The following is a 24,996-nucleotide window of genomic DNA, read 5'->3' as shown; positions in this document are numbered from 1 at the left end:
ACAGCCGACATGGGGGCCTTCAGACAGGGCCGGACCTGACCCGAGGATAAGACAGGAAACTGAAAATCATCCGACTCAAGAATACCCTTCGCACTGCAAGAAAGAAACGCCTGCCCGGTTGCGGGATTGGCGGCGCGGCCGGGCGGTGGCGGGTGGCAAGCCGGTTTGTCCTGCATCGGGTCTGGTTCGTATCCACTCACTGCGTCACTGCGGTTCGTTTCGGTTCGTTGAGGTTCGTTGAGGTTCGTTCGGGTTCGTTTGAGTTCGTTCGGGTTCGTCTGGGTTCGTTCAGGTTCACTCAGGTTCGTTTGGGTTCGTGTCGCTTATCGGCGCGTATCAGACGCCATGGCGGGCTATGGCGGCCTAACGGGCGCTATCGCCGCCTATCGCATACCTCTGTATGCCATGATGAGCCCGAACCCCGGCCCGGGACCCCACCCTTGGCAACCTACACTTGACTCGATATGAACATTATAGGAACATTCAGCGGAAAGTCCAGACCTGCCAACATGGCCCGATCATAAGCATCGCCGGGGCCGGAGGCCGCTAGCCAAGTCATGACCAGGACAGCATCCCCGACCAAGGCATCCCCTCGCCTGCGCGTGACCGTCAGCCGCCAGAGCCCGGAGGCCATGGGCCGCGACTTCCTCGACCGATGGCATGCGCTGGAGAGCGGTGCGGCCATCGCCGAGACCCATATCCATTTCCAGACGCTGGGCGATGCCGCCCGCATTGAGACTGAAATCAAGCCGTAGATTCGGCGGGAACGGTCACGCACCAGAATAGTGTTTGTCCCCGATTACCTCAGTTTTGATATCGGTCCTGTCTCCAAAGCGAACGAAACGCATGAAAGAAAAAATCTATCCAGCATTCCCCCGCCCAGAAGACATCAACTGTTCGATTTGGCGGTATTTGGACTTCGATAAGTTTATATGGATGCTACAACGAAAGGCACTCTATATGCCAAGGGCTGACCAACTTGGCGATGCGTTTGAAGGGTCGACCACGCGAGGGCATTTAGCTCAATGGAGAGCAGCGGCAGAGGAAGAGACTGATGAGACCAAGCGGCAGAGAATTGAAAATGTAATTAGCCTGTTAAGCAATTATACACGCAAGTTCCTGCCGATGACCTATGTTTCATGCTGGCATATGAACAAGGTTGAGAGCCATGCAATGTGGAAGCTTTACACCAAAAGCAGCATGGCAGTTGCGATTGCTTCGACCTTTGAGCGTTTGGAGAATCTTTTGCCAGCTCACGCAAATGTTGGCGTAGTTAGATATGTCGACTTTGACATTTATACCTATCCAACTGAGAACGTGTTTCATCGCATCATGCACAAGCGCCATTTCTTCAGCTATGAGCAAGAAGTTCGGGCTGTTGTGCAATCCGCGCTGCAACCGCCTGATATTCCCCAACCAGATGGGAACCATTTTGAAGGGTTGGCATATATGCCCCCGGTCGACCCGCGGCAGCTTGTAACTTCAGTGGTCATCCACCCGGACGCCAGTGTCGCTTTTGCAACCCATATCGAAGAGATATGCGCGATGCATGAACTTCCTAAACCTACCGTCTCGGGAATGGGCGGCACCCCTACATACTAGCTGCTAACTAAACATCCCCCGCCCCAATCCGCCCGGCAAATCCTGCCGGCCCGGCCCGGGTCATAACCCCGGTTTTCCGCCACTTTCCGCTGGCACACCACTTGCTTTGTCCTGATACGAGGACAGAACACCATGATGCCCGCCAACGATTTCCCGATTTCTTCCTGGCCCGCCGATGCGGGCGACGCCCAGGCTGCGTCCCACCATGCGCCCGGTTTCGCCAGTCTGGTGCTGCGCCTGCGGCTGGCGTTGCGGCGCGACCCCGATCCGCGCAAGCGTGAACTGGTGGAGCAGATCCTGACGGCGGCGGCCGAAAGCGAGCAGCGCCTGGTGGAGCAGGCCGCGCGCATCCATGAATTGCAGGCGGTGTCGTCGACCGACGAGCTGACCGGCCTGCCCAACCGCCGCGCCTTCGAGGCTTTCATGCTGGCCGAGCTGGCCCGCGCCCGGCGCGAGGAGCGCGGCGGCTGCCTCGCCTTCCTCGATCTCGACCGCTTCAAGGCGATCAACGACCGCCACGGCCATGCCGCCGGCGATGCCGTGCTGCGCCAGATCGCCCTGCGCCTGCAGCCGGCCGCCCGCGCCACCGACTGCCTCGCCCGCCTGCATGGCGACGAATTCGTGCTGGCCATGCCCGGCGCCAGCCTGGCCCAGGCCGAGGCCCGCCTGGCCGAGCTGACCACCCGCATCGAGCGCCAGCCTTTGCGCCATGGCGATGCCCTGATCCCGGCCGGCCTGAGCTATGGCTTCGCCACGTATGATGGCGATACCGACCTGCAAAGCCTGCTGCGCGACAGCGACCGGGCCATGTATGCCCGCAAGCAGGCGCGGCGCCAGCCGGAAACCAGCCGGTAACGGGGCCTGCCTCCATATATCTGCCGCATATCTGCCGCGCGTTGCCAGCGCCGCGCCTTCCGGGCTAGAACCGGTCATCCCCAGCATGACCGGAAAGGTCAACCATGAGCCACGACGCCCGCCTCGCCGCCCTCAAGATCGAACTGCCCCATCCCGCCGCCCCGGCCGCCAATTACGTGCCGACCGTGATCGCCGGCAACCTGCTGTTCGTGGCCGGCCAGATCACCATCTTCAACGGCGAGCTGCGGTATCTCGGCAAGCTGGGCGCCGGACTGGACATCGAGGCCGGCAAGCAGGCCGCCCGCCTTTGTGGCCTCAACATCATCTCGCAGGCGCGCGCCGCTTTGGGCGGCAGCCTGGACCGCGTGAAGCGCGTGGCCAAGCTGGGCGGCTTCGTGAACTGCACACCCGATTTCATCGACCATCCGCAGGTGATCAACGGCGCCTCCGACCTGATGGTCGAGGTGTTCGGCGATGCCGGCAAGCATGCGCGCTTTGCCGTCGGCGCCGTGTCGCTGCCGCGCGGCGTGTCGGTGGAAGTGGACGCCATTTTCGAGATCGCCTGAGCGCCATGGCTGGCCCCATGACCAGCCAGGTCGCGGCGAAGCTGAAGGCGATGGGGCTGGAATTGCCGCCGGCCCCGCCGCCGGTGGCGACCTATGTGGGTTTCGTCACGACCGGCAAGCTGGTGCATGTGGCCGGCGTGGGCCCCACCTGGGGCAGCGACATCCGCTATCGCGGCAAGGTGGGCCAAGCCTTGAGCGTCGAGGACGGTTATGCGGCAGCCCGCCTCACCGGCCTGAACCTGCTGGCGCATATGAACGCGGCCTGCGAGGGCGAGCTGGACCGCATCGCGCGCTGCGTGAAGGTGCTGAGCCTGACCAATGCCGGCCCGGATTTCACCGAAGCGCATCGCGTGGCCAATGGCGTGACCGACCTGTTCGCCGCATTGTTCGGCGCCGATGCCGTGCCGAGCCGCAGCGCCACCACCGCGCCGTCGCTGCCCTTCGACATCGCCTTCGAGGCCGATGCCGTGTTCCTGTTGCATTGAGAGTTGAGACCATGAGCCGACGCGATTTGCCGAAATGGCTGACCAAAACCCCGGTGGCCCATCGTGGCCTGCATGACATCGCCAAAGGCGTGCCGGAGAATTCGCGGCTGGCCTTCCAGAAGGCCATCGAAGGCGGCTTTGCCATCGAGACCGACGTGCGCATCACCGGCGACAACCAGGTGGTGGTGTTCCACGACCCGGACCTGACCCGGCTGTGCGGCCGCGAGGGCATCGTGAAGCGCCTGCCGCTGGCCGAGCTGAAGCCGATGACGCTGCTGGGCACGGATGAGACCGTGCCGAGTTTCCGCGACCTGCTGGATCAGGTGAAGGGCCAGGTGCCGCTGGTGGTGGAGATCAAGAAGGACAAGGGCGAGCCGGTCGGCCAGCTGGAGGCCAGCGTGGCCCGCATGCTGCAGCATTATCCCGGCCCCTTCGTGGTGCAGTCGTTCAATCCGCGCACCGTGAAATGGTTCCACAGGCATGCGCCGCAGATCGTGCGCGGCCAGATCTCGACCAACCTGGCCGACATGACCAAGGGCCTGGGCTGGTTCACCCGGTGGCAGCTCAAGCGCGCCCTGATGAACGGTTACGGCGATCCGGATTTCCTGGCCTATGACGTGCGCGACCTGCCGTCCGAGATCACCGCGGCGGCGCGGCGGCGTGGCCTGCCGATTTTGAGCTGGACCGTGCGCACGCCGCCCGAGCGCGCCCGCGCGGCGGCCCATGCCGACAACGTGATCTTCGAGGACCTGTCTACCCAAGTATAAGCATTCTGACATGACACGCAGCGCGGCCTCCAGCAACCGGATTGCCCTGCGCACGCTCCAGCGTGTCGCCGACCTGCCGGCTGATGCCTGGGACCGCTGCGCCGGCCAGGACAATCCCTTCGTCGCCCATGCCTTCCTGAACGCGCTGGAGCAGTCGGGCTGCGTGACGCCGCGCACCGGCTGGCAGCCGGTGCATCTGGTGGCCGAGATCGACGGCGCGATCGCCGGCATCCTGCCGCTGTACGTGAAGGGCCACAGCCAGGGCGAATACATCTTCGACCATGGCTGGGCCGAGGCCTATGCGCGGGCCGGCGGGCAGTATTACCCCAAGCTGCTCTCAGCCGTGCCCTTCACGCCCGTCACCGGCCCGCGTTTCCTGGTGGCGCCGGGGCAGGATTTCGACGGCATCGCTTCCGCGCTGGTGCAGGGCGCGCAAAACATCGCGCGCCAGCATGGCCTCTCGTCGCTGCATGTGAATTTCCTGCCCGAGGAGCAGGCGGACTGGGCACGCGAGAAGCCGGATCTGCTGCTGCGGCTGGGCGAGCAGTTCCACTGGCGCAACGAGGGCTATGGCGATTTCGAGGCTTTCCTGGCCCAGCTCAACTCGCGCAAGCGCAAGGCGATCCGCAAGGAACGCCGCGAGGCCGTGGCGGCCGGCATCGAGATCGTGGTGCTGCAGGGCGATGCCTTGCGGCCTGAGCATTGGGATGCCTTCTTCGAGTTCTACATGGATACCGGCAGCCGCAAATGGGGCCGGCCGTATCTGAACCGCGACTTCTTCGCCCGCCTGCATGAGACGATGGCCAATCGCATCGTGCTGGTGATGGCGCGCCGCGAGGGCCGCTGGATCGCCGGGGCCTGGAACATGCTGGGTTCTGATGCCCTCTATGGCCGCAACTGGGGCTGCAGCGAATATCATCCGGGGCTGCATTTCGAATGCTGCTATTACCAGGCCATCGACTATGCCATCCGCCATGGCCTGGCCCGCGTGGAGGCCGGCGCCCAGGGCGAGCACAAGCTGGCGCGCGGCTACCTGCCGGTGCCGATACATTCCGCCCACTGGATGGCCGATCCGGGTTTCCAGCAGGCCGTTGCGCGCTACCTGGACGAGGAACGCGCCTACATGGCCGGCATGATCGAGGCGCTGGACCAGCAATCCCCTTTCCGCCAGGCGCAGGCCGAGCCGGAAACGGAATAGCCGGCGGCCGTCCCAGCGGCTAAGATCGGCGCAAACAACGGGAGGATTCGATGGCTGCCCTGCCGCATGATGCCGGCTGCATCTTCTGCAAGATCGTGAAGGGCGAAGCGCCCAGCTTCAAGCTCTATGAGGATGAGCTGACCTTCGCGATCATGGACATCAACCCCTTCATGCACGGCCATGCGCTGGTGCTGAGCAAGGGGCATTATCCCAACCTGCATGCCGCCAGCGACGACAGCGTCGCCGCGGTGGCCCGCACGGCGAAGAAGATCGCGGCCGCCGTCGACGACGCCGTGAAGCCCGACGGCATCAACATCGTGCAGGCCAATGGCCAGGGCGCGGCGCAGTCGGTGCTGCATTACCATGTGCATGTGCTGCCGCGCCGGCTTGGCGACAATGCCAGCCTGAACTGGAGCCTGACGCCGGGCGACCAGGACGGCATCGCCCGGCTGGCCGCCGATATCCGGGCGCGGCTGTGATCCGAGGTCCGCTGCTCGCCATCGGCCTGACGCTGCTGGCCATTGGCTTGACGCCGCTGGCCATTGGCTTGACGTTGCCGGCCGCCGCGCAGGACCTCTCGGCGTCCTGCCGCGTGGAGGCGCGGCGCGGCCTGACCAAAGCCTGCGAGGCCGCCATCGCGCGGCAGCCGCGTGATCCGGCGCTGCATGCCCTGCTGGGCGAGGCGCATTTCGCCAGCGGCTTTTATGGCGAGGGCCTGCAGGCCCTGCGGCAGGCGATTGCCCTGTCCGATGGCGCCGCGGAATACCGCTACCGCTTCGCCGGCTATGCCGCCCTGATCAACGACTATCCGCAGGCGGCCGCCGAGCTGGAGCTGCTGGTGAAGGCCGAGCCGGACCATGTGAAGGCCTGGGCCCTGCTGGCCGACTGCTATCGCTTCATGAAGGACAGGCCGCAGGTGGTTCGCGCCAGCCGCCGCGCCGCCGAGCTGGGCGATGCCGCCGAGGCCTATGCGCTGGGCGTGCGCTATGGCAGCGGCGATGGCATCGCGGCCGATTTCCGCGAGGAGCAGCGCTGGCTGGAGCGCGCGGCGCAGAGCGGCTATGTCGCCGCCATGCAGGAGCTGGCCCGCTTCTATGCCGAAGGCCGGCCGGGCGTGCCGGCCGATCCGGGCCGGCAGCGCCAGTGGGAGGATGCCGCCCGCCAGGCGGTGAACTGAAGGCCCGCCTCAGGCCGGGCGGAGCCTAGCTGGCGTATTCCGGCACCTTGCCGTCCTGCCGGCCACCACCCTTCTCGGCGGTGAATTCAAAGGCCAGCTTGTCGTCGACCACCTTGACCAGCACATGGCCGCCCTTGGCCAGCTGGCCAAACAGCAGCTCGTCGGCCAGCGGCTTCTTGATGCTTTCCTGGATCACGCGGCCCAGCGGCCGGGCGCCATAGAGCTTGTCGTAGCCGCGCTCGGCCAGCCAGGCGCGCGCCTCGTCGGTCAGCGCGATGGTGACGTTGCGGTCGGCGAGCTGGCCCTCCAGCTGGGCGACGAACTTGTCGACCACGCGGTTGATCACGTCGGGCGACAGCGCGGCGAACGCGATCACGGCATCGAGGCGATTGCGGAATTCCGGCGTGAACAGCTTCTTGATCGCCTCTTCGTCCTCGCCTTCCTTCATGCCGCGGCCGAAACCGATGGCCTGCTTCGACATCTCGGAAGCGCCGGCATTGGTGGTCATGATCAGCACGACATTGCGGAAATCGACATGCTTGCCGTTATTGTCGGTCAGCTTGCCGTGATCCATCACCTGCAGCAGGATGTTGAACAGGTCGCCATGCGCCTTCTCGATCTCGTCGAGCAGCAGCACGCAATGCGGATGCTGGTCGACCGCATCGGTCAGCAGGCCACCCTGGTCGAAGCCGACGTACCCCGGCGGCGCGCCGATCAGGCGCGACACGCTGTGGCGCTCCATGTATTCCGACATGTCGAAGCGGATCAGCTCGACGCCCATGATATGGGCGAGCTGGCGCGCCACCTCGGTCTTGCCGACGCCGGTGGGGCCGGAGAACAGGTAATTGCCGATCGGCTTCTCGGGCTCGCGCAGGCCGGCGAGGGCCAGCTTGATCGCGCTGGCCAGCGCATCGATGGCCTGGTCCTGGCCATAGACCACGCGCTTCAGCTCGGCATCCAGGTTGCGCAGGCTTTCCTTGTCCTCGCGCGACACCGACTTGGGCGGGATGCGGGCGATCTTGGCGACGATGGCCTCGACCTCCTTCACGCCGATGGTCTTGCGGCGCTTGCTTTCGGGCTTCATCAGCTCGGCCGCGCCGACCTCGTCGATCACGTCGATCGCCTTGTCGGGCAACTTGCGGTCGTTGATGTACTTGGCCGAAAGCTCGACGGCGGCCTTGATCGCATCCTCGGTGTAGCGCACGCCGTGATGCTGCTCGTAATAGGTCTTGATACCCTTCAGGATCTTCACGGCATCGGGCAGCGACGGCTCGTTCACGTCGATCTTCTGGAACCGGCGCAGCAGCGCGCGGTCCTTCTCGATATAGGATCTGAACTCCTTGTATGTCGTCGAGCCGATGCAGCGCAACGCGCCGGAGGCCAGCGCGGGCTTGAGCAGGTTGGACGCGTCCATGGCGCCGCCCGAGGTGGCGCCGGCGCCGATCACGGTATGCATCTCGTCGATGAACAGGATCGAGCCGGGCTGGGATTCCAGCTCCTGCATCACCTGCTTGAGGCGTTCCTCAAAATCGCCGCGATAGCGCGTGCCGGCCAGCAGGCTGCCCATGTCGAGCGCGTAGATCGTGGCGTCCTTCAGGATCTCCGGCACCTCGCCGCGCACGATGCGGCGCGCCAGGCCCTCGGCGATGGCGGTCTTGCCCACGCCGGGATCGCCGACATAGAGCGGGTTGTTCTTGGTGCGGCGGCACAGGATCTGGATGGTGCGCTCGATCTCGGTCTCGCGGCCGATCAGGGCATCGATCTTGCCGGCCCGCGCCTTGTCATTGAGATTGACGCAATAGGCGCTGAGCGCTTCCTTGTCCTTCGAGGCATTGCGTTCGCGCTCGCCGCGCTCGGCCCGTTCGGCGCGCTGCTCGACATCGCTGTCCGGGGCGCCGCGTACCGGCCGGCGCTCGTTACGGACCGGCGCCTTGGCCACGCCATGGCTGATATAGCTGACCGCATCCAGCCGGGTCATGTCCTGCTCCTGCAGGAAATGCACGGCATGGCTCTCGCGCTCGGAGAAAATCGCCACCAGCACATTGGCGCCGGTCACTTCCTCACGACCCGAGGATTGCACATGGAACAGGGCGCGCTGCACGGCGCGCTGGAAGCTCAGGGTCGGCTTGGCATCCTGCTGCACGCCGGCCACCAGGCCACGCAATTCCTCGTCGATGAAATTGCCAAGCCGCTGACGCAGTTTCTCGACATCGACATTGCAGGCGCGCAGCACGGCAATCGCATCCTGGTCTTCGGTCAGGGCGAACAGCAGATGCTCCAGCGTGGCGAATTCATGCTTCTTGGCGCCAGCCAGCGACAGGGCCCGGTGCAGGGTCTGTTCAAGCGTACGGGAGAATGATGCCATGCGCCGTTGCCTCCCTCAGTCGCGTTCCATGGTGCATTGCAGCGGGTGCTGATGCTGACGCGCGAAGTCGATAACCTGGGTTACTTTGGTCTCGGCCACTTCATAGGTAAAGACGCCACAGATGCCGACGCCCTTTTGATGGACATGCAGCATGATCCGCGTCGCTTCCTCGCGGGCCTTGTTGAAAAAGCGCTCGAGCACATGGACGACGAACTCCATCGGCGTGTAGTCGTCGTTCAGCAGCAGCACCTTGTACATGGGCGGCTTCTGCGTCTTCGGCCGGGTCTTGGTGACCACGCCGACCTCGGTGCGCCCGCGCCCGTCACGTCCATCCCGTTCGCTCATGCCTCAAATCCAAGCTTACAGCGGCACCGTGAAAAGCGGTGCACGGAGGGATGATATGGCCTCATTCGTTAAAAATACCAGCACCCTTGGGACAAAAAAAGAGCCCGGTGTGACCACCGGGCTCCAGAACGCAGTGTACTCTGGGGAGGAAACTGGGGCTGGTGAGGCCGCCCAGATTACGCGGCCAGGGGCTTCACCATCTTCTCGACGGTGGCCTGAACCTGGGCGTTGATCGGGGCAAAGGTGTCCTGGGCAACCTTGGTGGCCACTTCGCTCAGCTTGGTGGTGTGCGCGGTGTAGGCCTCGAAGGCGGTCTTGGCGAAGTCGTTCTGCAGTTCGATCAGTTCCTGCAGGGTCTTGGCACCCATCATCGCCTTGGTGGCGGAAATCTGGTCTTCGATCTGGCTCTTGGTGAAAGCCATGACCTCGGCATTGATGCTCTCGATGCCCTTGGCGGCGACATTGCCGGCCGAGACAAAGGCTTCAACCTGGTCCTTGCCCAGCTTGGCGGCGTCATCGACGCTCTTGGCAACGGCGTCGAAACGCTCCTTGCCAACCGAAAACGCCTTCTCGACGGCTTCGGTCGAAGCCTTCAGGGCCTTCTCGACCTGATCCTTGGAAGCGAACATCACGGCCTCGTAGGGATTGCCGTTCAGGGCTTCGGTTTCGGTCTTGGTGGTCTTGCTCTTGGTAGCCATGGGGAAACGTCCTTGCTTGTCCGGTTGGGTAACAGGCCGGACCCGCTTTGCGGGGCGGCGGCGAATTGCAAAATGCTGCGCTGCAACAATGCAAAACTACCGCCGACCTGGACGAGCGTCAACCAAAAAATTGTGCGTCGCACAAAATTCTTGTGCGACGCAGCAGAATCGGGGCGTTTTTTCTTTAACAACAGTCAGTTAATCGTCCCTTGCGAGTACCGCAGACCGTTCCCATGCACCTGGAAACGGTGCGGAATTGATCGAATGGCATCGGGATCCGTGGCGTTCAAATAGCTGCTGTACGGCGGCAGCGCCACTTCATAGGGGCGCAGGGGTTCAACGCCGGTCTGATCAAAGGGCTGCAGGGCTTCCAGCAATGGGACCGCCATGCGGTCGAATTCGGCCGAGGGCCATGACCAGGCATGGAAATGGAAGCTGCCACTCCGGCAGGCGCTGGCCGTCCAGTAGAAGCTGTCGCCGCGCAGGAACAGGCCTTCCGGGGCCGGCGCCTCGAACCCGGTCGCGGCAATGGCCGATTTCAGCTTGGCATATTCCGCTGCGTTCAGGCGGTACATCGCCCGCAGCCCACGCCATGGCGCCAGCGGATCGCGGACCGAGATGGGGTTTTTCGGGTCATTCAGGCTGGGCCGGCCGATCGCCTGCACTTCCAGCATGGCGCCACCATCGGGCATGGCGCTCAGGTCATAGGTGCGTCGCTGCTCGTCCTCGATGGCGTTGTAGACCAGCCGGTAACGCTCGGGCTGACCGGGCTGGCAGGCCCGGTCCAGATCGTCGCCGCCAACATAGCGCTGCCAGGTCAGGCTGCGCAGGAACGGATCGTCGGTTGGCCCGACGGCGGCACAGCCGGCCAGCAGCATGGCGCCACCGGCCAGGGCCAGGACGGAAAGGGCTGAGAACGATTTCTTAAGCGGCATGGCTCTAGGCTTTCTGTTTGTCGCGCCAGGCGGAGCGATACTTCGAATGAATCTAGCAGATTCAATTTGTTAGGAAACAATCCGCTGGACAAGGGGTGGCATGGTTAATATCCTACATCCGATTCGCGGCCTGGGGGGCTACCCGGCCCTGGTACAAATCCGAAGCAGCCTGTTTTCCGGGCTCGGACAAGGTGGGGGTATGATGCACCGTTTTGGTCTTTTTTTGGGTCGGACTCTGCCCGTCCTTGTAACAATCTGTTTCATTGCCGCCCTGACGACCCTCTCCGCTCCTGCCCATGCCGGTGGCTATTCCGCCATCGTGGTGGATGCCGATACCGGCCGTGTGTTGCACGCCCATGAAGCCGATACCCTGCGCTATCCGGCCTCGCTGACCAAGATGATGACTCTCTACATGGCCTTCGACGCCCTGAAGGATGGCCGCCTGAAGCTGGACCAGCGCATTCCGGTCAGCGCCCATGCCGCCGGCCAGGCCCCCTCGGCCATCGGCCTGCGCCCGGGCCAGACCCTGATCGTGCGCGATGCCATCCTGGCCGCCGTGACCAAATCGGCCAACGACGCCACCGTGGCGCTGGGCGAGGCGATCGGTGGCGGCAGCGAGGCGCAGTTCGCCGCCATGATGACCCGTCGCGCGCACCAGATCGGCATGACCAGCACCACCTTCCGCAACGCTTCGGGCCTGCCCAATCCGGGCCAGAAATCGACCGCCCGCGACATGGCCACCCTCGCCCAGGCCCTGCTGAAGAACCACAAGAATTATTACACCTACTTCTCCACGCCGGAATTCGAGTGGAACGACAAGGTGTTCAACAACCACAACCACCTGCTGAAGCGCTATGAGGGCGTGGACGGCATCAAGACCGGCTATATCCGCGCCTCGGGTTTCAACCTGGTCGCCTCGGCCAAGCGCGATGGCCGCCGCGTGATTGGCGTGGTATTCGGCGGCACCAGCGTCACCGCCCGCGACAACCGCATGATCGAGCTGCTCGACACGGCATTCGACAGGATAGACGACCATAACGCCCCGGTGATGGCCGAGAAGACCGACCGCAATTTCGGCCTGATCTCCAGCGCCGAAGCCACCACCGCCAAGCCGGTAAAATCCAGGCAGGTCAAGCCGCGTACCGAGGCCAAGGCGAGTGGCGCCAGCAACGGCGAATGGGCTGTCCAGCTCGGCGCCTTCCGCCAGGCCGCCGCGGCCGAGAAGCTGCTCGACCGCGTGCGCGGCAAGCTGCCGGCCGCCGAACCACTGGTCGAGACCGTCGATGCCGGCAAGGTCACGCTGTACCGCGCCCGCCTCACCGGCCTGACCCAGGCCGATGCCCGGACGGCCTGCCAGCAGCTCAAGCGCGAGAAGATGACCTGCTCGGTCGTCTCGCCCGACGCCTGACCAACAGGGGTTCCTGCTTCTGGCGCCGCGGTGACGACCATCACCGCGGCGTTTTCATTTCTGCCCCAGCATCCGGAGCCATGCCGATCCAGCCCGCTTTTCAGGCCCGCGCCGGCTTTCTATGATGCCACCATCCGCCCGCCCCGCATGACCTCACCCAACCTCCAGCGCCGCTATCGAAAAACCCTGGCCTATGTGCTGGCGGTATCGGCCGTGGCCGGCGCGATCTATGGCGGCGTCATCACCTACATCCTCGCCCATGCCGAACCGCATGAGCTGCTGGAAGACATCATCCGCGGCGTATTGCGCGGCATCTTCACCGGCCTGATGATCGGCGGCCTGATCGGCTGGTTCGACATCTTCCTGGTCAATACCGGCCGCGCGCATCTGCGCAGGCTGCCTTTCCTGTCGCTGATCCTGATCAAGGGGACCTATTACACCGCCGTGATCCTGGGCAGCATCTGGCTGGGCGGGCAGTTGTTCCGCATCGAGGGCGATCCCGGCACCGGCTTCAACCGCACCACGATCATCACGGTCACCTTCGCGCTGATCTTCAGCACGATCTTTTCGTTCATGATGGAGATGTCGCTGCTGCTGGGGCCGGGCGTGCTGCGCGACGTGCTGCGCGGTCGCTATCACCATCCACGCCGGGAAAAGCGGCTGTTCGTCTTCTTCGACATGCGCGGCTCGACGGCCATTGCCGAACGGATCGGCGACCTGGCCTTCCACCGCCTGCTCAACCGGTTCTTCTCCGACCTGACCGAGCCGGTGCTGAGCTGGCGTGGCGTGATCCACAAATATGTGGGCGACGAGATGATCGTGACCTGGCCGCTGGATGAGAGCCGCGACCCATCCGGCGCTTTCGCGGCCGTCGCCGAGGCCCATGCCCGGCTCGAAAGCCTGCGCGAGGCATACCAGCGCGATTTCGGCGTCGCCCCGCAGTTCCGTGCCGTGCTGCATGCCGGCGAGGTGGTGACCGGCGAAATGGGCGAAGTGAAACGCGAGATCGTGCTGCTGGGCGATACCATCAACACCACGTCCCGCATCGAACAGCTGGCCAAAAGCCTGCCCGAACACGCCACCATCGCCTCGGCCGAGGCAATCGCCGCCGCCCCGCTGCCTGCGGGCATCAGCGCCAGCCCCCTGGGCCAGTTCTCGCTCCCGGGCAAAAGCGCTGCTATAACCCTCTACGCCGTCTCGTAGGCCATACAAAAAAAAGTTGAGGAAATGTCCGTCGTTCCGCTGCTGACAAGCCGCTGTCGGTTGGTTATTTTCACCGCTGCCCGAAGCCCTGATTTGCCGCCCGGTTCCCGTTCGCGGCATGGCATCCCGCCCCTTGGTTGCTTCTCCCTGCCAGGCTCATTGCGCCGGCAGGAGGGCAAGACCAAGGAGGCAATCCGATAATGTCCTCGCCAATCCCTAGCATGGCGTTCATCGCCGGCCGCGTGCTGCTGCCCTTTGCCTGCGGCTATTTCATGTCCTACCTGTTCCGCAGCGTGAATGCGGTGATCGCGCCCAACCTGCAGCGCGACCTCGGCATCGGCGCCGGCGATCTTGGCACGCTGACGGCGGCCTATTTCATCGCCTTCGCCGCCTTCCAGCTCCCCTTAGGGATCCTGCTCGACCGTTTCGGCCCGCGGCGCGTGCAGGCCATGCTGCTGCTCTCGGCGGCGCTTGGCGCCGTCGTCTTCGCCATCGGCAGCAATCTTGGCCACCTGATCACCGGCCGCGCCCTGATCGGCCTGGGCGTCGCCGGCGGGCTGATGTCGGCCATGAAGGCCATCGCGCTGTGGCTGCCCAAGGAACGCTGGGCCCTGGCCAATGGCGTGTTCATGACGGCCGGCGGCCTGGGCGCGCTGGCCGCTACCCTGCCGGTGGAGCTGGCGCTGGAGCATGCGCACTGGACCATGCTGTTCTGGGGCCTGGCGGGGCTGACCGTGCTGGCCTCGCTGACCATTTTCTTCGTCGTGCCGGAGCGACCACGCGCCGCCAGCCAGATGCCTGGCCTCGGCGCACAGCTGCGCGAATGCGGGCAGTTCCTGACCGACCGGCGCTTCTGGCGCATCGCCCCGGTCTCGATGATGGGCATGGCCAGCGGCATGGCGATCCAGGGCCTGTGGGCCGGCCCCTATCTGCGCGATGTCGGTGGGCTTGACCGCACAGCTGCGGCCCAGGTCCTGTTCCTGCTGGCGGCGGCGCTCACCGCCGGTTTCACGCTGACCGGCATCGCCGCCGACCGCCTGCAGCAGCGCGGCATCCCGCTCAGCCGCACCATGGTCTGGGGCGTCGGGTCATATGCCTGCGTGCTGGCGGTGATGGCGAGCGGCTGGACGCCGACCAATCCGCTGCTGTGGATCGCCTTCGGCATCATCAGCAACACGACCGTGCTGGCCTATCCGATCCTGAGCGGCCAGTTCGCGCTGGAACAGGCCGGCCGCGTCAACACCCTGCTCAATGGCGTGGTGTTCGGCTTCACCTTCTTCGCCCAGGCGGGCATGGGCTGGCTGATCGACCTGTGGCCGCGCGGCGCCGGCGGCAGCTATCCGCCCGAGGCCTATCAGTGGACCTTCGGCCTGGCGCTGGCCCTGCTGCTGCTGGCGCTCGGCTGGTATCTGCGGGCCCCGCCGCCACCAGCGACTAAGGCTTAACGGCGGGTCGGCCGACCGAGTAATAGCTGAAGCCGGCCTGGCGCATGTCCGCCGGCTTGTAGATGTTGCGCAGGTCGACCAGCACAGGCTGTTTCAGCAAGTCCTTGAGCCGGCCGAGATCCAGCGCGCGGAATTGGTTCCATTCGGTGATGATCACCAGCGCGTCGGCATCTTTGGCCGCGTCGTAGGAATCCTCGCACCAGACGACATCCTGCAGCAGCTTTTTCGCCTCGGTCATGCCTTCGGGGTCGAAGGCGCGGATCGTCGCGCCGGCGGCCTGCAGCGCCGGCAGGATTTCCAGGCTCGGACTGTCGCGCATGTCATCGGTCTCGGGCTTGAAGGTCAGGCCCAGCACCGCGACGGTCTTGCCCCGCGCCGATCCGCCACAGGCCTCGATCACCTTCTCGGCCATGCGGCGTTTGCGCAGGTCATTGATCTCGACCACCGTTTCAACGATGCGCAAAGGCGCCTCGAACTTGCGGCCGGTCGCCACCAGGGCCTGGGTATCCTTGGGGAAACAGGAGCCGCCGTAACCCGGTCCGGCATGCAGGAACTTGCCGCCGATGCGGCCATCCAGGCCGATGCCACGCGCCACGTCCTGCACGTTCACATTCACGCGCTCGCACAGATCGGCGATTTCGTTGATGAAGGTGATCTTGGTCGCCAGGAAGGCGTTGGCCGCATACTTGATCAGCTCGGCCGTCTCCAGAGCGGTGAACAGGATCGGCGTCTCGTTCAGGTAGAGCGGCCGGTAGAGCTGGCGCAGCAGTTCGCGGGCCCGGTCGCTTTCGGCGCCGCAGACCACGCGGTCGGGCCGCATGAAATCCTCGATCGCCGCGCCCTCGCGCAGGAATTCCGGATTGGAGGCCACCTCGAATTCGGCATCCGGCCGGGTCTCGCGGATGATCCGCTCGACCTGCCGGCCGGTACCCACCGGCACGGTCGATTTGGTCACCACCAGCGTATAATGGCTGATCGATTCCGCGATCTCCCTGGCGGCGGCATAGACATAGGACAGATCGGCCTCGCCATCGCCGCGACGCGACGGCGTGCCGACGGCGATGAACACCGCATCCGCCTTGTTGACCGCCGCCTTGATGTCCTGGGTGAAGGACAGCCTTCCGGCCCTGACGTTGCGGGCGACCAGGTCTTCGAGACCCGGCTCGAAGATCGGAATTTCGCCGCGCTGCAGGCTGCCGATACGGTCGGGATTCTTGTCCACGCAGACGACCGTATGGCCAAACTCCGAGAAACAGGTTCCCGACACCAAACCGACATAGCCGGTGCCGATCATGGCTACACGCATCGTCTACTCCCCCGGCGCTCCTGAAACATCAGAGCGTCTTGCTGATCTCGCGAATGATGGCGGCCGCATCTTTGCGCATGTCCTGCCGGTGCAGGGCAAACGCGATGTTGGCGTGCAGGAAGCCAACCTTGTCGCCGCAATCGTAGCGCGTGCCCGAAAAGCGCAGGCCGTGGAACGGCACCTCGCCAATCATGCGGGCCAGCGCGTCGGTCAGCTGGATTTCGCCGCCGGCGCCGCGCTCCACGGCATCGATATGGTCGAACACGCTCGGCTGCAGGATGTAGCGGCCGATCACCGCCGTCCGCGATGGCGCGTCGGCGGGATTGGGCTTCTCGACCAGCCCCTTCACTTCCACCAGCTTGTCTTCATCCTTGCCGGGCTTGACGATGCCGTAGCGCCTGGTGTGCTCCTGCGGCACGTCCATCGCCGCGATCATGTTGCCGCCGACCTTGTTATAGGCCTCGACCATCTCGACCAGGCAGCCGCGCGGCGACAGGATCAGGTCGTCGGCCAGCAGCACGGCAAACGGCTCGTCGCCCACCAGCGCCTTGGCGCAGCGCACGGCATGGCCCAACCCCTGCGGCTCCATCTGGCGGGTATACGACACCGCGCCGGCCTTGGGCATCCAGCTGTTGATCGCCTCCAGCATGTCGGTCTTGTCGCGTTCGCGCAGCACGTCTTCCAGCTCGTAGGAGCGGTCGAAATGATCCTCGATGGCATGCTTGCCGCGGCCGGTGACGAAAATGAATTCCTCGATGCCGGCCGCCTGAGCTTCCTCGACCGCATACTGGATCAGCGGCTTGTCGACCACCGGCAGCATCTCCTTGGGCATCGCCTTGGTGGCCGGCAGGAAGCGGGTGCCGAGGCCGCCGACGGGAAACACGGCAGTACGAACCGGACGGATCATGGATGGCGCGACTTTCTTGGTTGTTGTTCCAGACGAACGCTTCGGCCAGGCCCCAAGGGAGTTCTGCTGCGATTCCCTCCCGGGCATAGGCGGTTTTTTACGCTGCCCCCCGAGCGGGTGCAATGGGGTCGGCTGGCCGGGCGACCGGAGTTTTATCCCGTTGTAATGGGGCGGAAATGCGGCCTTCCCTCGCCACTTTGGGGGCAGCCCGGCCTGCTTTCCCTGCCCGGCCACCCGCCGTATCATATGGCTCGCCGGAAAAGAAACGCCTGAGGAACCCGAATGTCCGCCGCGCCCGACCTGACCAGCCAGCCCGTCCTGCGCGACCAGCCCGAGGCCGGGATCATTCGCCTGACCCTGAACCGGCCCAAGGCCTATAACAGCCTTTCGGTCGGGCTGATGGCAGCATTGCAGGCCGAGCTGGATGCCATCAAGGCCGACCGCGATGTCAAAGCGGTGATCATCGCCGCCAACGGCCCGGGCTTCTGCGCCGGCCATGACCTGAAGGAAGTGCGGGCCAATCCGGGCCGCCAGCATTACGAGGCCCTGTTCCGGCAATGCTCGATGCTGATGCAGTCGATCGTCGCCCTGCCCCAGCCAGTGATCGCCCAGGTGCATGGCATCGCCACCGCCGCCGGCTGCCAGCTGGTGGCAAGCTGTGACCTTGCCGTGGCGGCCGAAACGGCGCGCTTTGCCACCCCGGGCGTGAATATCGGCCTGTTCTGCTCGACGCCGATGGTGGCGCTGTCGCGTAACGTCTCGCGCAAGCATGCCATGGAGATGCTGCTGACCGGCGACATGCTGCCGGCCAGCCGCGCCGCCGAAATCGGCCTGGTCAACCGCATGGTGCCCGAGGCCGATCTGGCCGATGCCGCGCTTGGCCTGGCCCGGCAGATCGCGGCGAAATCGCCGCTGACGGTCAAGATCGGCAAGGAAGCCTTCTACCGCCAGCTCGACATGCCGCTGGCCCAGGCCTATGACCATGCCAGCCGGGTGATGACGGAAAACATGCTGGCCCGCGATGCCGAGGAAGGCATCGACGCCTTCATCCAGAAACGCGAACCGAAATGGGAAGGCCGCTGACGTGAGCGCGACATTGGACAAGATCGACCACGACAATTACAACGACGATTACGTCCGGGGTATCCTGCGCAAGACCCGCGTGATCGCCATGGTGGGGGCCAGCCCGAACTGGAACCGCCCCTCCTACTTCGCCATGAAATACCTGCAGCAGAAGGGTTATCGCGTCATCCCAGTCAACCCGAAGGAAGCCGGCAACGAAATCCTCGGCGAGAAGGTCTACGCCAGCCTGTCCGACATCCCGGTGAAGGTGGACATGGTGGACTGTTTCCGCGCCTCGGCCGCCATCCCGCCGATTACCGACGAAGCCATCAAGATCGGCGCGAAGGTGCTGTGGCTGCAACTGGGCGTACGCAACGATGATGCCGCCGCCAAGGCCGAGGCCGCCGGCCTGCAGGTCGTGATGAACCGCTGCCCCAAGATCGAGTTCGGGCGCCTGAGCCGCGAGATCGGCTGGATGGGCGTGAATACCCGCGTGATCAATTCGAAAAGACAGAGCAGGATCTGACCGTGGCTTCTGAGAGAAAACCCGCCGCGCGCGCGGCGGAAAACACTTCGCCATTCGGCTTTGATACCCTGCAGGTGCATGCCGGCACCGCGCCCGATCCGGCCACCGGCGCGCGCACCACGCCGATCTATCAGACCACGGCGTTTGTGTTCGAGGATGCCGACCAGGCTGCCTCACTGTTCAACCTGCAGACCTTCGGTAACATCTATACCCGCCTGACCAACCCCACCACGGCGGTGTTCGAGCAGAAGATCGCGGCGCTGGAGAATGCCCGCGCCGCCACGGCGGTAGCCTCGGGCCATGCCGCGCAGCTCGTCGCCTTCCACATGCTGATGAATCCTGGCGACCATATCGTCGCCTCGCGCAAGCTCTATGGCGGCTCGATCACCCAGCTAGGAGTCAGTTTCAAGCGCTTCGATTGGCACACCACCTTCGTCGATCCCGACGACATCGATGGCTTCGCCGCCGCCGTCACGCCGAAGACGAAAGCCATCTTCGTCGAAAGCCTGGCCAATCCGGGTGGCGTGATCTCGGATATCGAAGCCCTGGCCGACGTGGCGCACAAGGCCGGCATTCCGCTGATCGTCGACAACACCATGGCCACGCCCTATCTGTGCCGCCCCATCGAATGGGGCGCCGATATCGTGTTGCATTCGGCCACCAAGTTTCTCGGCGGCCATGGCAATTCGATGGGCGGGGTGATCGTCGATTCCGGCCTGTTCGACTGGGGCCAGAACGACAAGTTCCCGCATCTCTCGCAACCCTCGCCGGCCTATCACGGCCTGACCTTCTGGGAGACCTTCGGCGACATGGCCTTCGCGGTGGCCTGCCGCACGATCAGCCTGCGCGACCTCGGCCCCGCCATCTCGCCGTTCAACGCCTTCATGATCCTGACCGGCATGGAGACGCTATCCCTGCGCATGCGCAAGCATTGCGACAATGCCCAGACCGTGGCCGAATTCCTGGCCAGGCATCCAAAGGTCGAATGGGTGTCTTACGCCGGCCTGAAGTCCGACCGTTATCACGCGCTGGCGCAGAAATACCTGCCCAGGGGCGCCGGCTCGGTCTTCACCTTCGGGCTGAAGGGCGGTTACGAGAGCGGCACCAAATTCGTCGAGAGCCTGCAGGTGTTTTCGCATCTGGCCAATATCGGCGACACGCGCAGCCTGGTGATCCACCCCGCCTCCACCACGCACCGCCAGCTCAGCCCTGAGCAGCGCGCGGCCGCCGGCGCCGGCGATAACGTGATACGGCTGTCCATCGGCATCGAGGACGTGGCCGACCTGATCAAGGACCTTGAGAAGGCCCTGGCTGCCGCCTGATTCTTAAGCCTGATTGCGCTTGCGGAACTGGGTCGGCGTCAGGCCGGTCTGCCTGGTGAAAAAACGCGTGAAATAGGCCGGATCGTCGAAACCCAGCGAATAGGCGATCTCCTTCACCGACAGCACGGTGAAGGTCAGGTCGCGGGTGGCCTCCAGCACGATGCGCTGGCTGATCGCACCCAAAGCCGAGGTGTTCAGCGCGGCGCGGCAGACGCGGTTGAGATGCACCTCTGAAATGCCGAGCCGGTCGGCATAAAAAGCCACGCTACGTTCCGTGCGGAACATCTGGTCGAGCAGGATGCGGAACTGCATGGCATAGCGCGCCGTGCGATTGGGCGCCGCTTCACCCTGCTCCGCCGTTTCCGCCGCCAGCCGGCCCAGCGTGATGAGCAGGATGCCGATATGCGCCTCGATCAGCCCCAGCCGGCCCGGTGCACTGCCGGGAAATTCCCGAGCCACGGCAGCCACGCTCCGCTCGATCTCGGGGGTCGCTTCGCCCAATGCGATCGCCTGCGGCTCGGCCAGCAGGCTCTGGAGCCCCCGCCCCGGCCCCAGGATACGGTTCACCTGCTCGCCCAGCAGGGTGATGACATGCCCCTCGGTATCGGGCGAGAAGCGGAAGCCATGCACGATGCCGGGCGTGACTGTGACGGCCATACCGGGCCCCAGCGGCACGCTGCGGCTGCCCAGCCGGGCCTCGCCCCGCCCTTGCGCCATGTTCAGAATTTGAAAGAAATGCTGGTGCCGGTGCAGCCCGATTTCCCAGTCGAACAGGGCCGAGCGGGCCGGAATCGATTCGCAATGCAGCCAGTTCGCATATGCGGTATGATCGGCTTCGCCGTAGAGGGCATAGGTGGGAACAGCGGACACGGGACTCCTGGGCTTTGGGCTTCCTGATGTTTGGATTGTCCAATGTTTTGTTGCCCCTGTCCATCGCCGCCCGGCCGCCCCGGCGCTAGCGTCTGCCCTGACAAGGTTCAGGAGGAAACAACCATGCGCACCCAGGTCGCCATCATCGGCGCCGGCCCCTCGGGGCTGCTGCTCGGCCAGCTGCTGGCCAAAAACGGCATCGACAACGTGATCCTGGAACGCCAGACCGGCGACTACGTGCTGGGCCGCATCCGTGCCGGCGTGATCGAAAAAGGCGCCGCCGACCTGCTGGACGAGGCCGGCTGCGGCGCCCGCATGCACCGGGAAGGCCTGATCCACGACGGCATCGAGATTTCCTTTGGCGGGGCGCGCCACCGCATCAACTTCAAAGAGCTGATCGGCAAGAGCGTGATCGTCTACGGCCAGACCGAGATCACCCGCGACCTGATGGACGGCCGCGCCGCCATCGGCTCGCAGACCATTTACGAGGCCGAGGATGTCAGCCTGCACGATATCGGCACCGACAAGCCCCGCGTGCGCTATACCAAGGACGGCCAGCAGCACGAGATCGAGTGCGACTTCATCGCCGGCTGCGACGGGTTCCACGGCGTCAGCCGCAAGAGCATTCCGGCCGACGTGCTGAAGAATTTCGAGCGGGTCTATCCCTTCGGCTGGCTCGGCATCCTGGTCGACAAGCCGCCGGTCTCGGACGAACTGATCTATGCCAACCACGAGCGTGGCTTCGCGCTCTGCTCCATGCGCTCGCCCACGCGCAGCCGCCTCTACATCCAGTGCCGGCTGGACGACAAGGTGGAGGACTGGTCGGACGAGCATTTCTACGAGGAGCTCAAGCGCCGGCTGGATGACGAGGCGATCAGGCGCCTGCAACCCGGCCCCTCCATCGAGAAGAGCATCGCGCCGCTGCGCAGCTTCGTGGCCGAGCCGATGCGCCATGGCCGGCTGTTCCTGGCCGGCGACGCGGCCCATATCGTGCCGCCGACCGGCGCCAAAGGCCTGAACCTGGCCGCCAGCGACGTGTATTACCTGTGGCAGGCGCTGGTGGAATTCTACAAGCGCCAGTCATCCGCTGGCATCGACGCCTATTCCGCCCGCGCACTCAGCCGGGTGTGGAAGGCCGAGCGCTTCTCGTGGTGGATGACCTCGCAGTTGCACCGGTTCCCGGAAAGCAGCGGCTTCGACCAGAAGATCCAGCGCAGCGAACTGGAATACCTGGTCTCGTCGCAGGCCGCGATGACGGCTTTGGCCGAGAATTACGTCGGCCTGCCCTACTGACCTATTCCGCCGGGGCCGGCACCGGGTCGGCCTCGGCATCCTTGACCTCGCGCGGCAGCAGCAGGGCGAAGATGCCGGCACCGGCCGCGCAGGCCGCCAGCAGGATGAACAGCACATCCAGCGTGCCGGTGAAGCGGTAGATCACCGGGATCACCGCGACGCCGACCGACGACACGCCGAGCGTGAGCACGAACTTGGCGCCGAAAGCCCGGCCACGCCATTGCGGCGGGGTGTATTTCGCCAGCAGGGAATTCTCCGCCGGCTGGCCGGCCACGTTCAGGCTGACCATCAGCGCCGCCACTGGCACCAGGGCCGGATGGATCAGCAGCATGGCGATCACGATCACCGGAATCTGCAGCCATTGCACGGCGACATAGACGCCGCGCAGCGAATAGCGGTCGGCCAGCTCACCGCCGACCAGCTGCGACAGCGCCGAGCAGGTGTAGACGATGGTGACCATGCCGCCGATGCCCAGCATGCTGTCGTTGAAGATACCGGACAGGCGGCTGTCGAACACCTTGGGCAACGCAAAGGCCGTGGCCTGGTAGATCAGGCCGGTGCACAGCATTGTGGCCGACATCACCCAGAAGACGCGCCAGATATCGCGCTTGCCGGGCGCCGCCTGGGGCACCGCATCCTCGCCACGATCCAGCAGCAGATTGGCCTGCCGCGCCCAGACGAAGGCGAGGCCGGTGATGAGGCAGATCGCGCCCGGGATGATGAAGGCGGCGCGCCAGCCATAGAGATCGGCCAGCAAGCCGGCCACCAAAGCCGCGCCCGCCGTGCCGACCGAGCCGAACACGCCGTTGATGCCCAGCGCACGGCCGCGATTGATCGCATTGCGCACCAGCCAGGGAATGCCGACCGGATGATAGATTGCGGCGAACAGCCCGATGCCGGCCAGCCCGAGGCCGATGCCCAGCGGCGACGAAGCGAAGCCGGTGGCTATCGAGCAGGCGCCAACGCCAAGAAAAAACAGCGCCATCATGCCCGACGCGCTCCACTTGTCGCCCAGCCAGCCGGCGGGAAGCGCGGCGGCGCCGAACAGCACGCTCATCGGGATCGACAGCGCGAACAACTCGGCATAGGACAGGCCCCATTCACGCTCCAGCACCAGCACCACGGTGGCATAAAGCAGGGTGAAGAGGTGCGAATAGGTATGAGCCAGACTGGAAAAGGACAGCGTCAGGAAGCCGGTATGGCGGGTCATTATCGAATCTCCGGGGTTGCCGCCAGCCTAGCCCTGCCGGCTTGTCAGGCAACCCAAAAATTGTACCGCAACAAAAATCAGTCCCGCCGGGTCTCGCCCAGCAGCCAGGATACGTAATCTTCGTTGCCGCCCTCGCCCACTCGGATGGGCAGGACGCAGGGCACGCTGTAGCTGTGGGCCGCCTTCACCGCCGCCGTGGCGGCCTCGACCAGGTCGGGGCGGGTTTTCAGAATCAGCACCGCTTCCTCGGCCTTCTCCAGTTTGCCCTGCCACCAGTAAAGCGAGCGCATGCCGGGGATGATGTTGGCGCAGGCGGCCAGACGCCGCCCCACCACCGCCTCGGCGATCTTCTCGGCTTCCGCCGTGCTGGCCGTCGTACAGTAGAGCAGGACGATATCAGTCATGCGGGGTCAGTCGTTCTGGGCCGCCAGCGCCTGGTCGTGCCACAGCACCACGGCGACGCCGAGCACCAGCACCGCGCCGGCCTGGTGCAGGGTGCCGAGCGCGACCGGCACATGCATCAGCAGGGTGGCAATGCCGAGCCCGATCTGCAGCAGAATGACGGTGAGCAGGGCATGGCGCAGGCCGGTCGGCGCCTGCCTCTTCAGCGCAAGGGCCGTGATGACGGCCAGGATGGCGACGGCATAGGCGCCCATGCGGTGCTGGAACTGCACCGTCATCGCATTCTCGAAAACGTTATGCCACCAGGGCTGGATGATCAGCAGGCCATCGGGGATGAAGGCACCGTCCATCAGCGGCCAGGTATTGTGCGACAGGCCGGCATTCATGCCGGCGACCAGGCCGCCGGAGAGGATCTGCAGGAACACCAGCGCGCCGAGCCAGCCGGCGATGCCGCTGCCGCGTAGGCCCACCATGCGGTCATGCCGCAGCAGCGACAGCGCCCCCCACAGCAGATAACCAAAGATCAGCAGCGCGAGACCGAGATGGGCGGTGAGCCGGTAATGGCTGACATCGGGATGGTCGACGAGGCCGCTTTTCACCATGAACCAGCCGAGCGCGCCCTGGCTGCCGCCCAGGATGAACATCAGCAGCAGATGCGGCTTCATGCCGGCGGGGATGCGGCCACGCAGCCAGAACCAGACCAGCGGCAGGGCAAAGGCGATGCCGATCAGGCGGCCCAGTACACGATGGATGTATTCCAGCCAGTAGATGCCCTGGAAGCCTGCCAGGGTCATGCCGATATTGACCTTCTGGTATTCGGGGAAAAGCTTGTATTTCTCGAACTCGGCCAACCAAGCGGCCTCGGAAAGTGGCGGCAGCCAGCCGGTGATCGGTTTCCATTCCACCATCGAGAGGCCGGACTCGGTCAGCCGCGTCAGGCCGCCGATCACCACCATCAGCGCCACCAGGCCGGCCACCGCGAACAGCCAGCGCGCCACGGCTTCCGCGTCGCGCCGCCGGGTTTCGCTCACTGCCTGCACTGCCGTCAT

The 24,996-nt window shown here is 64.9% G+C and carries 26 protein-coding genes; 16 read left to right on the top strand and 10 right to left on the bottom strand.

The features are described 5' to 3' along the window. The first annotated feature begins 557 nt into the window (after positions 1–557). The 9 genes from Q1J79_RS09185 (at position 558) to Q1J79_RS09145 (ending at position 6,650) form a co-directional block, all read left to right on the top strand. Positions 558–755 (top strand): hypothetical protein, encoded by a 198-nt coding sequence (locus Q1J79_RS09185; protein WP_300299474.1) that lies wholly within the window; start codon positions 558–560, stop codon positions 753–755. Between the two features lie 91 nt (positions 756–846). Further along, a complete protein-coding gene (locus tag Q1J79_RS09180; protein WP_300299472.1) occupies positions 847–1,602 on the top strand; it encodes a hypothetical protein in 756 nt (251 codons plus the stop codon). A gap of 132 nt (positions 1,603–1,734) precedes the next feature. Further along, positions 1,735–2,457: a GGDEF domain-containing protein gene (locus tag Q1J79_RS09175; RefSeq protein ID WP_300299470.1), complete on the top strand. Its 723-nt coding sequence runs from the start codon at positions 1,735–1,737 to the stop codon at positions 2,455–2,457. A 104-nt stretch (positions 2,458–2,561) separates the two neighbouring features. Next, a complete protein-coding gene (locus Q1J79_RS09170; protein WP_300299469.1) occupies positions 2,562–3,023 on the top strand; it encodes a RidA family protein in 462 nt (153 codons plus the stop codon). A 17-nt stretch (positions 3,024–3,040) separates the two neighbouring features. Then, entirely contained in the window at positions 3,041–3,508 is a 468-nt protein-coding gene (locus Q1J79_RS09165; RefSeq protein WP_300299468.1) for a RidA family protein, read from the top strand. An 11-nt stretch (positions 3,509–3,519) separates the two neighbouring features. Next, entirely contained in the window at positions 3,520–4,275 is a 756-nt protein-coding gene (locus tag Q1J79_RS09160) for a glycerophosphodiester phosphodiesterase (protein WP_300299467.1), read from the top strand. Positions 4,276–4,285: 10 nt separating this feature from the next. Then, on the top strand, positions 4,286–5,473 hold the full coding sequence (locus tag Q1J79_RS09155) for a GNAT family N-acetyltransferase (RefSeq protein ID WP_300299465.1): 1,188 nt from the start codon (positions 4,286–4,288) through the stop codon (positions 5,471–5,473). A 50-nt stretch (positions 5,474–5,523) separates the two neighbouring features. Then, on the top strand, positions 5,524–5,952 hold the full coding sequence (locus tag Q1J79_RS09150; RefSeq protein WP_300299463.1) for an HIT family protein: 429 nt from the start codon (positions 5,524–5,526) through the stop codon (positions 5,950–5,952). Then, positions 5,949–6,650, top strand: coding sequence for a hypothetical protein (locus Q1J79_RS09145; protein WP_300299461.1), 702 nt, complete (start codon positions 5,949–5,951; stop codon positions 6,648–6,650). The genes Q1J79_RS09150 and Q1J79_RS09145 overlap by 4 nt, the downstream gene beginning before the upstream one ends. A 25-nt stretch (positions 6,651–6,675) precedes the next feature. Here Q1J79_RS09145 and clpA read toward each other — a convergent pair whose 3' ends face one another. From clpA to Q1J79_RS09125, 4 genes are all read right to left on the bottom strand, one after another. Further along, positions 6,676–9,015, bottom strand: a complete 2,340-nt coding sequence (gene clpA / locus Q1J79_RS09140; RefSeq protein ID WP_300299460.1) for an ATP-dependent Clp protease ATP-binding subunit ClpA — start codon at positions 9,013–9,015, stop codon at positions 6,676–6,678. Between the two features lie 15 nt (positions 9,016–9,030). Beyond that, positions 9,031–9,360 (bottom strand): ATP-dependent Clp protease adapter ClpS, encoded by a 330-nt coding sequence (gene clpS / locus Q1J79_RS09135; RefSeq protein WP_300299458.1) that lies wholly within the window; start codon positions 9,358–9,360, stop codon positions 9,031–9,033. Between the two features lie 176 nt (positions 9,361–9,536). After that, the gene (locus tag Q1J79_RS09130) at positions 9,537–10,058 is read right to left on the bottom strand and encodes a phasin family protein (RefSeq protein ID WP_300299456.1); all 522 of its coding nucleotides are present in this window, start codon (positions 10,056–10,058) and stop codon (positions 9,537–9,539) included. 194 nt (positions 10,059–10,252) lie between these two features. Further along, complete coding sequence (locus Q1J79_RS09125) at positions 10,253–10,993, bottom strand: hypothetical protein (protein ID WP_300299455.1); 741 nt, start codon at positions 10,991–10,993, stop codon at positions 10,253–10,255. A 223-nt stretch (positions 10,994–11,216) separates the two neighbouring features. Between Q1J79_RS09125 and Q1J79_RS09120 the strand changes: the two genes are divergently transcribed. From Q1J79_RS09120 to Q1J79_RS09110, 3 genes are all read left to right on the top strand, one after another. Then, on the top strand, positions 11,217–12,401 hold the full coding sequence (locus Q1J79_RS09120) for a D-alanyl-D-alanine carboxypeptidase (RefSeq protein ID WP_300299453.1): 1,185 nt from the start codon (positions 11,217–11,219) through the stop codon (positions 12,399–12,401). 147 nt (positions 12,402–12,548) lie between these two features. Continuing rightward, positions 12,549–13,604 (top strand): adenylate/guanylate cyclase domain-containing protein, encoded by a 1,056-nt coding sequence (locus Q1J79_RS09115; protein ID WP_300299451.1) that lies wholly within the window; start codon positions 12,549–12,551, stop codon positions 13,602–13,604. Between the two features lie 200 nt (positions 13,605–13,804). Next, a complete protein-coding gene (locus Q1J79_RS09110) occupies positions 13,805–15,049 on the top strand; it encodes a nitrate/nitrite transporter (protein WP_300299449.1) in 1,245 nt (414 codons plus the stop codon). On the opposite strand, the gene Q1J79_RS09105 is transcribed toward Q1J79_RS09110, so the two are convergent. Beyond that, on the bottom strand, positions 15,039–16,355 hold the full coding sequence (locus Q1J79_RS09105) for a UDP-glucose/GDP-mannose dehydrogenase family protein (protein WP_300299447.1): 1,317 nt from the start codon (positions 16,353–16,355) through the stop codon (positions 15,039–15,041). The two genes, Q1J79_RS09110 and Q1J79_RS09105, sit on opposite strands and share 11 nt — an antisense overlap. 28 nt (positions 16,356–16,383) lie before the next feature. Next, positions 16,384–17,262: a UTP--glucose-1-phosphate uridylyltransferase GalU gene (galU, locus tag Q1J79_RS09100; protein ID WP_300299445.1), complete on the bottom strand. Its 879-nt coding sequence runs from the start codon at positions 17,260–17,262 to the stop codon at positions 16,384–16,386. Positions 17,263–17,544: 282 nt separating this feature from the next. Here galU and Q1J79_RS09095 point away from each other — a divergent pair, with 282 nt between their 5' ends. Genes Q1J79_RS09095 through Q1J79_RS09085 form a run of 3 tightly spaced genes read left to right on the top strand, consistent with a single transcriptional unit; the run spans position 17,545 to position 20,172 of the window. Next, positions 17,545–18,345, top strand: coding sequence for an enoyl-CoA hydratase (locus Q1J79_RS09095; RefSeq protein ID WP_300299443.1), 801 nt, complete (start codon positions 17,545–17,547; stop codon positions 18,343–18,345). 1 nt (position 18,346) lies between these two features. Then, positions 18,347–18,850 carry a CoA-binding protein gene (locus tag Q1J79_RS09090; protein WP_300299441.1) on the top strand — a complete coding sequence of 168 codons (504 nt, stop codon included), beginning with the start codon at positions 18,347–18,349 and terminating at the stop codon, positions 18,848–18,850. 2 nt (positions 18,851–18,852) lie between these two features. Then, the gene (locus Q1J79_RS09085; protein WP_300299439.1) at positions 18,853–20,172 is read left to right on the top strand and encodes an O-acetylhomoserine aminocarboxypropyltransferase; all 1,320 of its coding nucleotides are present in this window, start codon (positions 18,853–18,855) and stop codon (positions 20,170–20,172) included. Between the two features lie 3 nt (positions 20,173–20,175). Here the strand turns inward: Q1J79_RS09085 and Q1J79_RS09080 are convergent, their stop codons facing one another. Then, entirely contained in the window at positions 20,176–21,042 is an 867-nt protein-coding gene (locus Q1J79_RS09080) for a helix-turn-helix domain-containing protein (protein ID WP_300299437.1), read from the bottom strand. A gap of 123 nt (positions 21,043–21,165) precedes the next feature. On the opposite strand from Q1J79_RS09080, the gene pobA reads away from it, so the two are divergent. Then, positions 21,166–22,335 carry a 4-hydroxybenzoate 3-monooxygenase gene (gene pobA, locus Q1J79_RS09075; protein ID WP_300299435.1) on the top strand — a complete coding sequence of 390 codons (1,170 nt, stop codon included), beginning with the start codon at positions 21,166–21,168 and terminating at the stop codon, positions 22,333–22,335. A 1-nt stretch (position 22,336) separates the two neighbouring features. Here the strand turns inward: pobA and Q1J79_RS09070 are convergent, their stop codons facing one another. The 3 genes from Q1J79_RS09070 to Q1J79_RS09060 form a co-directional block, all read right to left on the bottom strand. Further along, positions 22,337–23,545: an MFS transporter gene (locus tag Q1J79_RS09070; protein ID WP_300299433.1), complete on the bottom strand. Its 1,209-nt coding sequence runs from the start codon at positions 23,543–23,545 to the stop codon at positions 22,337–22,339. 77 nt (positions 23,546–23,622) lie between these two features. Next, positions 23,623–23,949: a divalent-cation tolerance protein CutA gene (gene cutA / locus Q1J79_RS09065; protein ID WP_300299431.1), complete on the bottom strand. Its 327-nt coding sequence runs from the start codon at positions 23,947–23,949 to the stop codon at positions 23,623–23,625. A gap of 6 nt (positions 23,950–23,955) precedes the next feature. Next, positions 23,956–24,996, bottom strand: a 1,041-nt coding sequence (locus Q1J79_RS09060; protein WP_300299429.1) for a COX15/CtaA family protein, incomplete at its 5' end; no start/stop codon positions are given.

The sequence above is a fragment of the Ferrovibrio sp. genome (assembly GCF_029255545.1).
In the GTDB taxonomy this organism is placed as follows: Bacteria; Pseudomonadota; Alphaproteobacteria; order Ferrovibrionales; family Ferrovibrionaceae; genus Ferrovibrio.
Note: the sequence above shows the minus strand (reverse complement) of the source record. Positions and strands in the feature narration are given on the sequence as shown.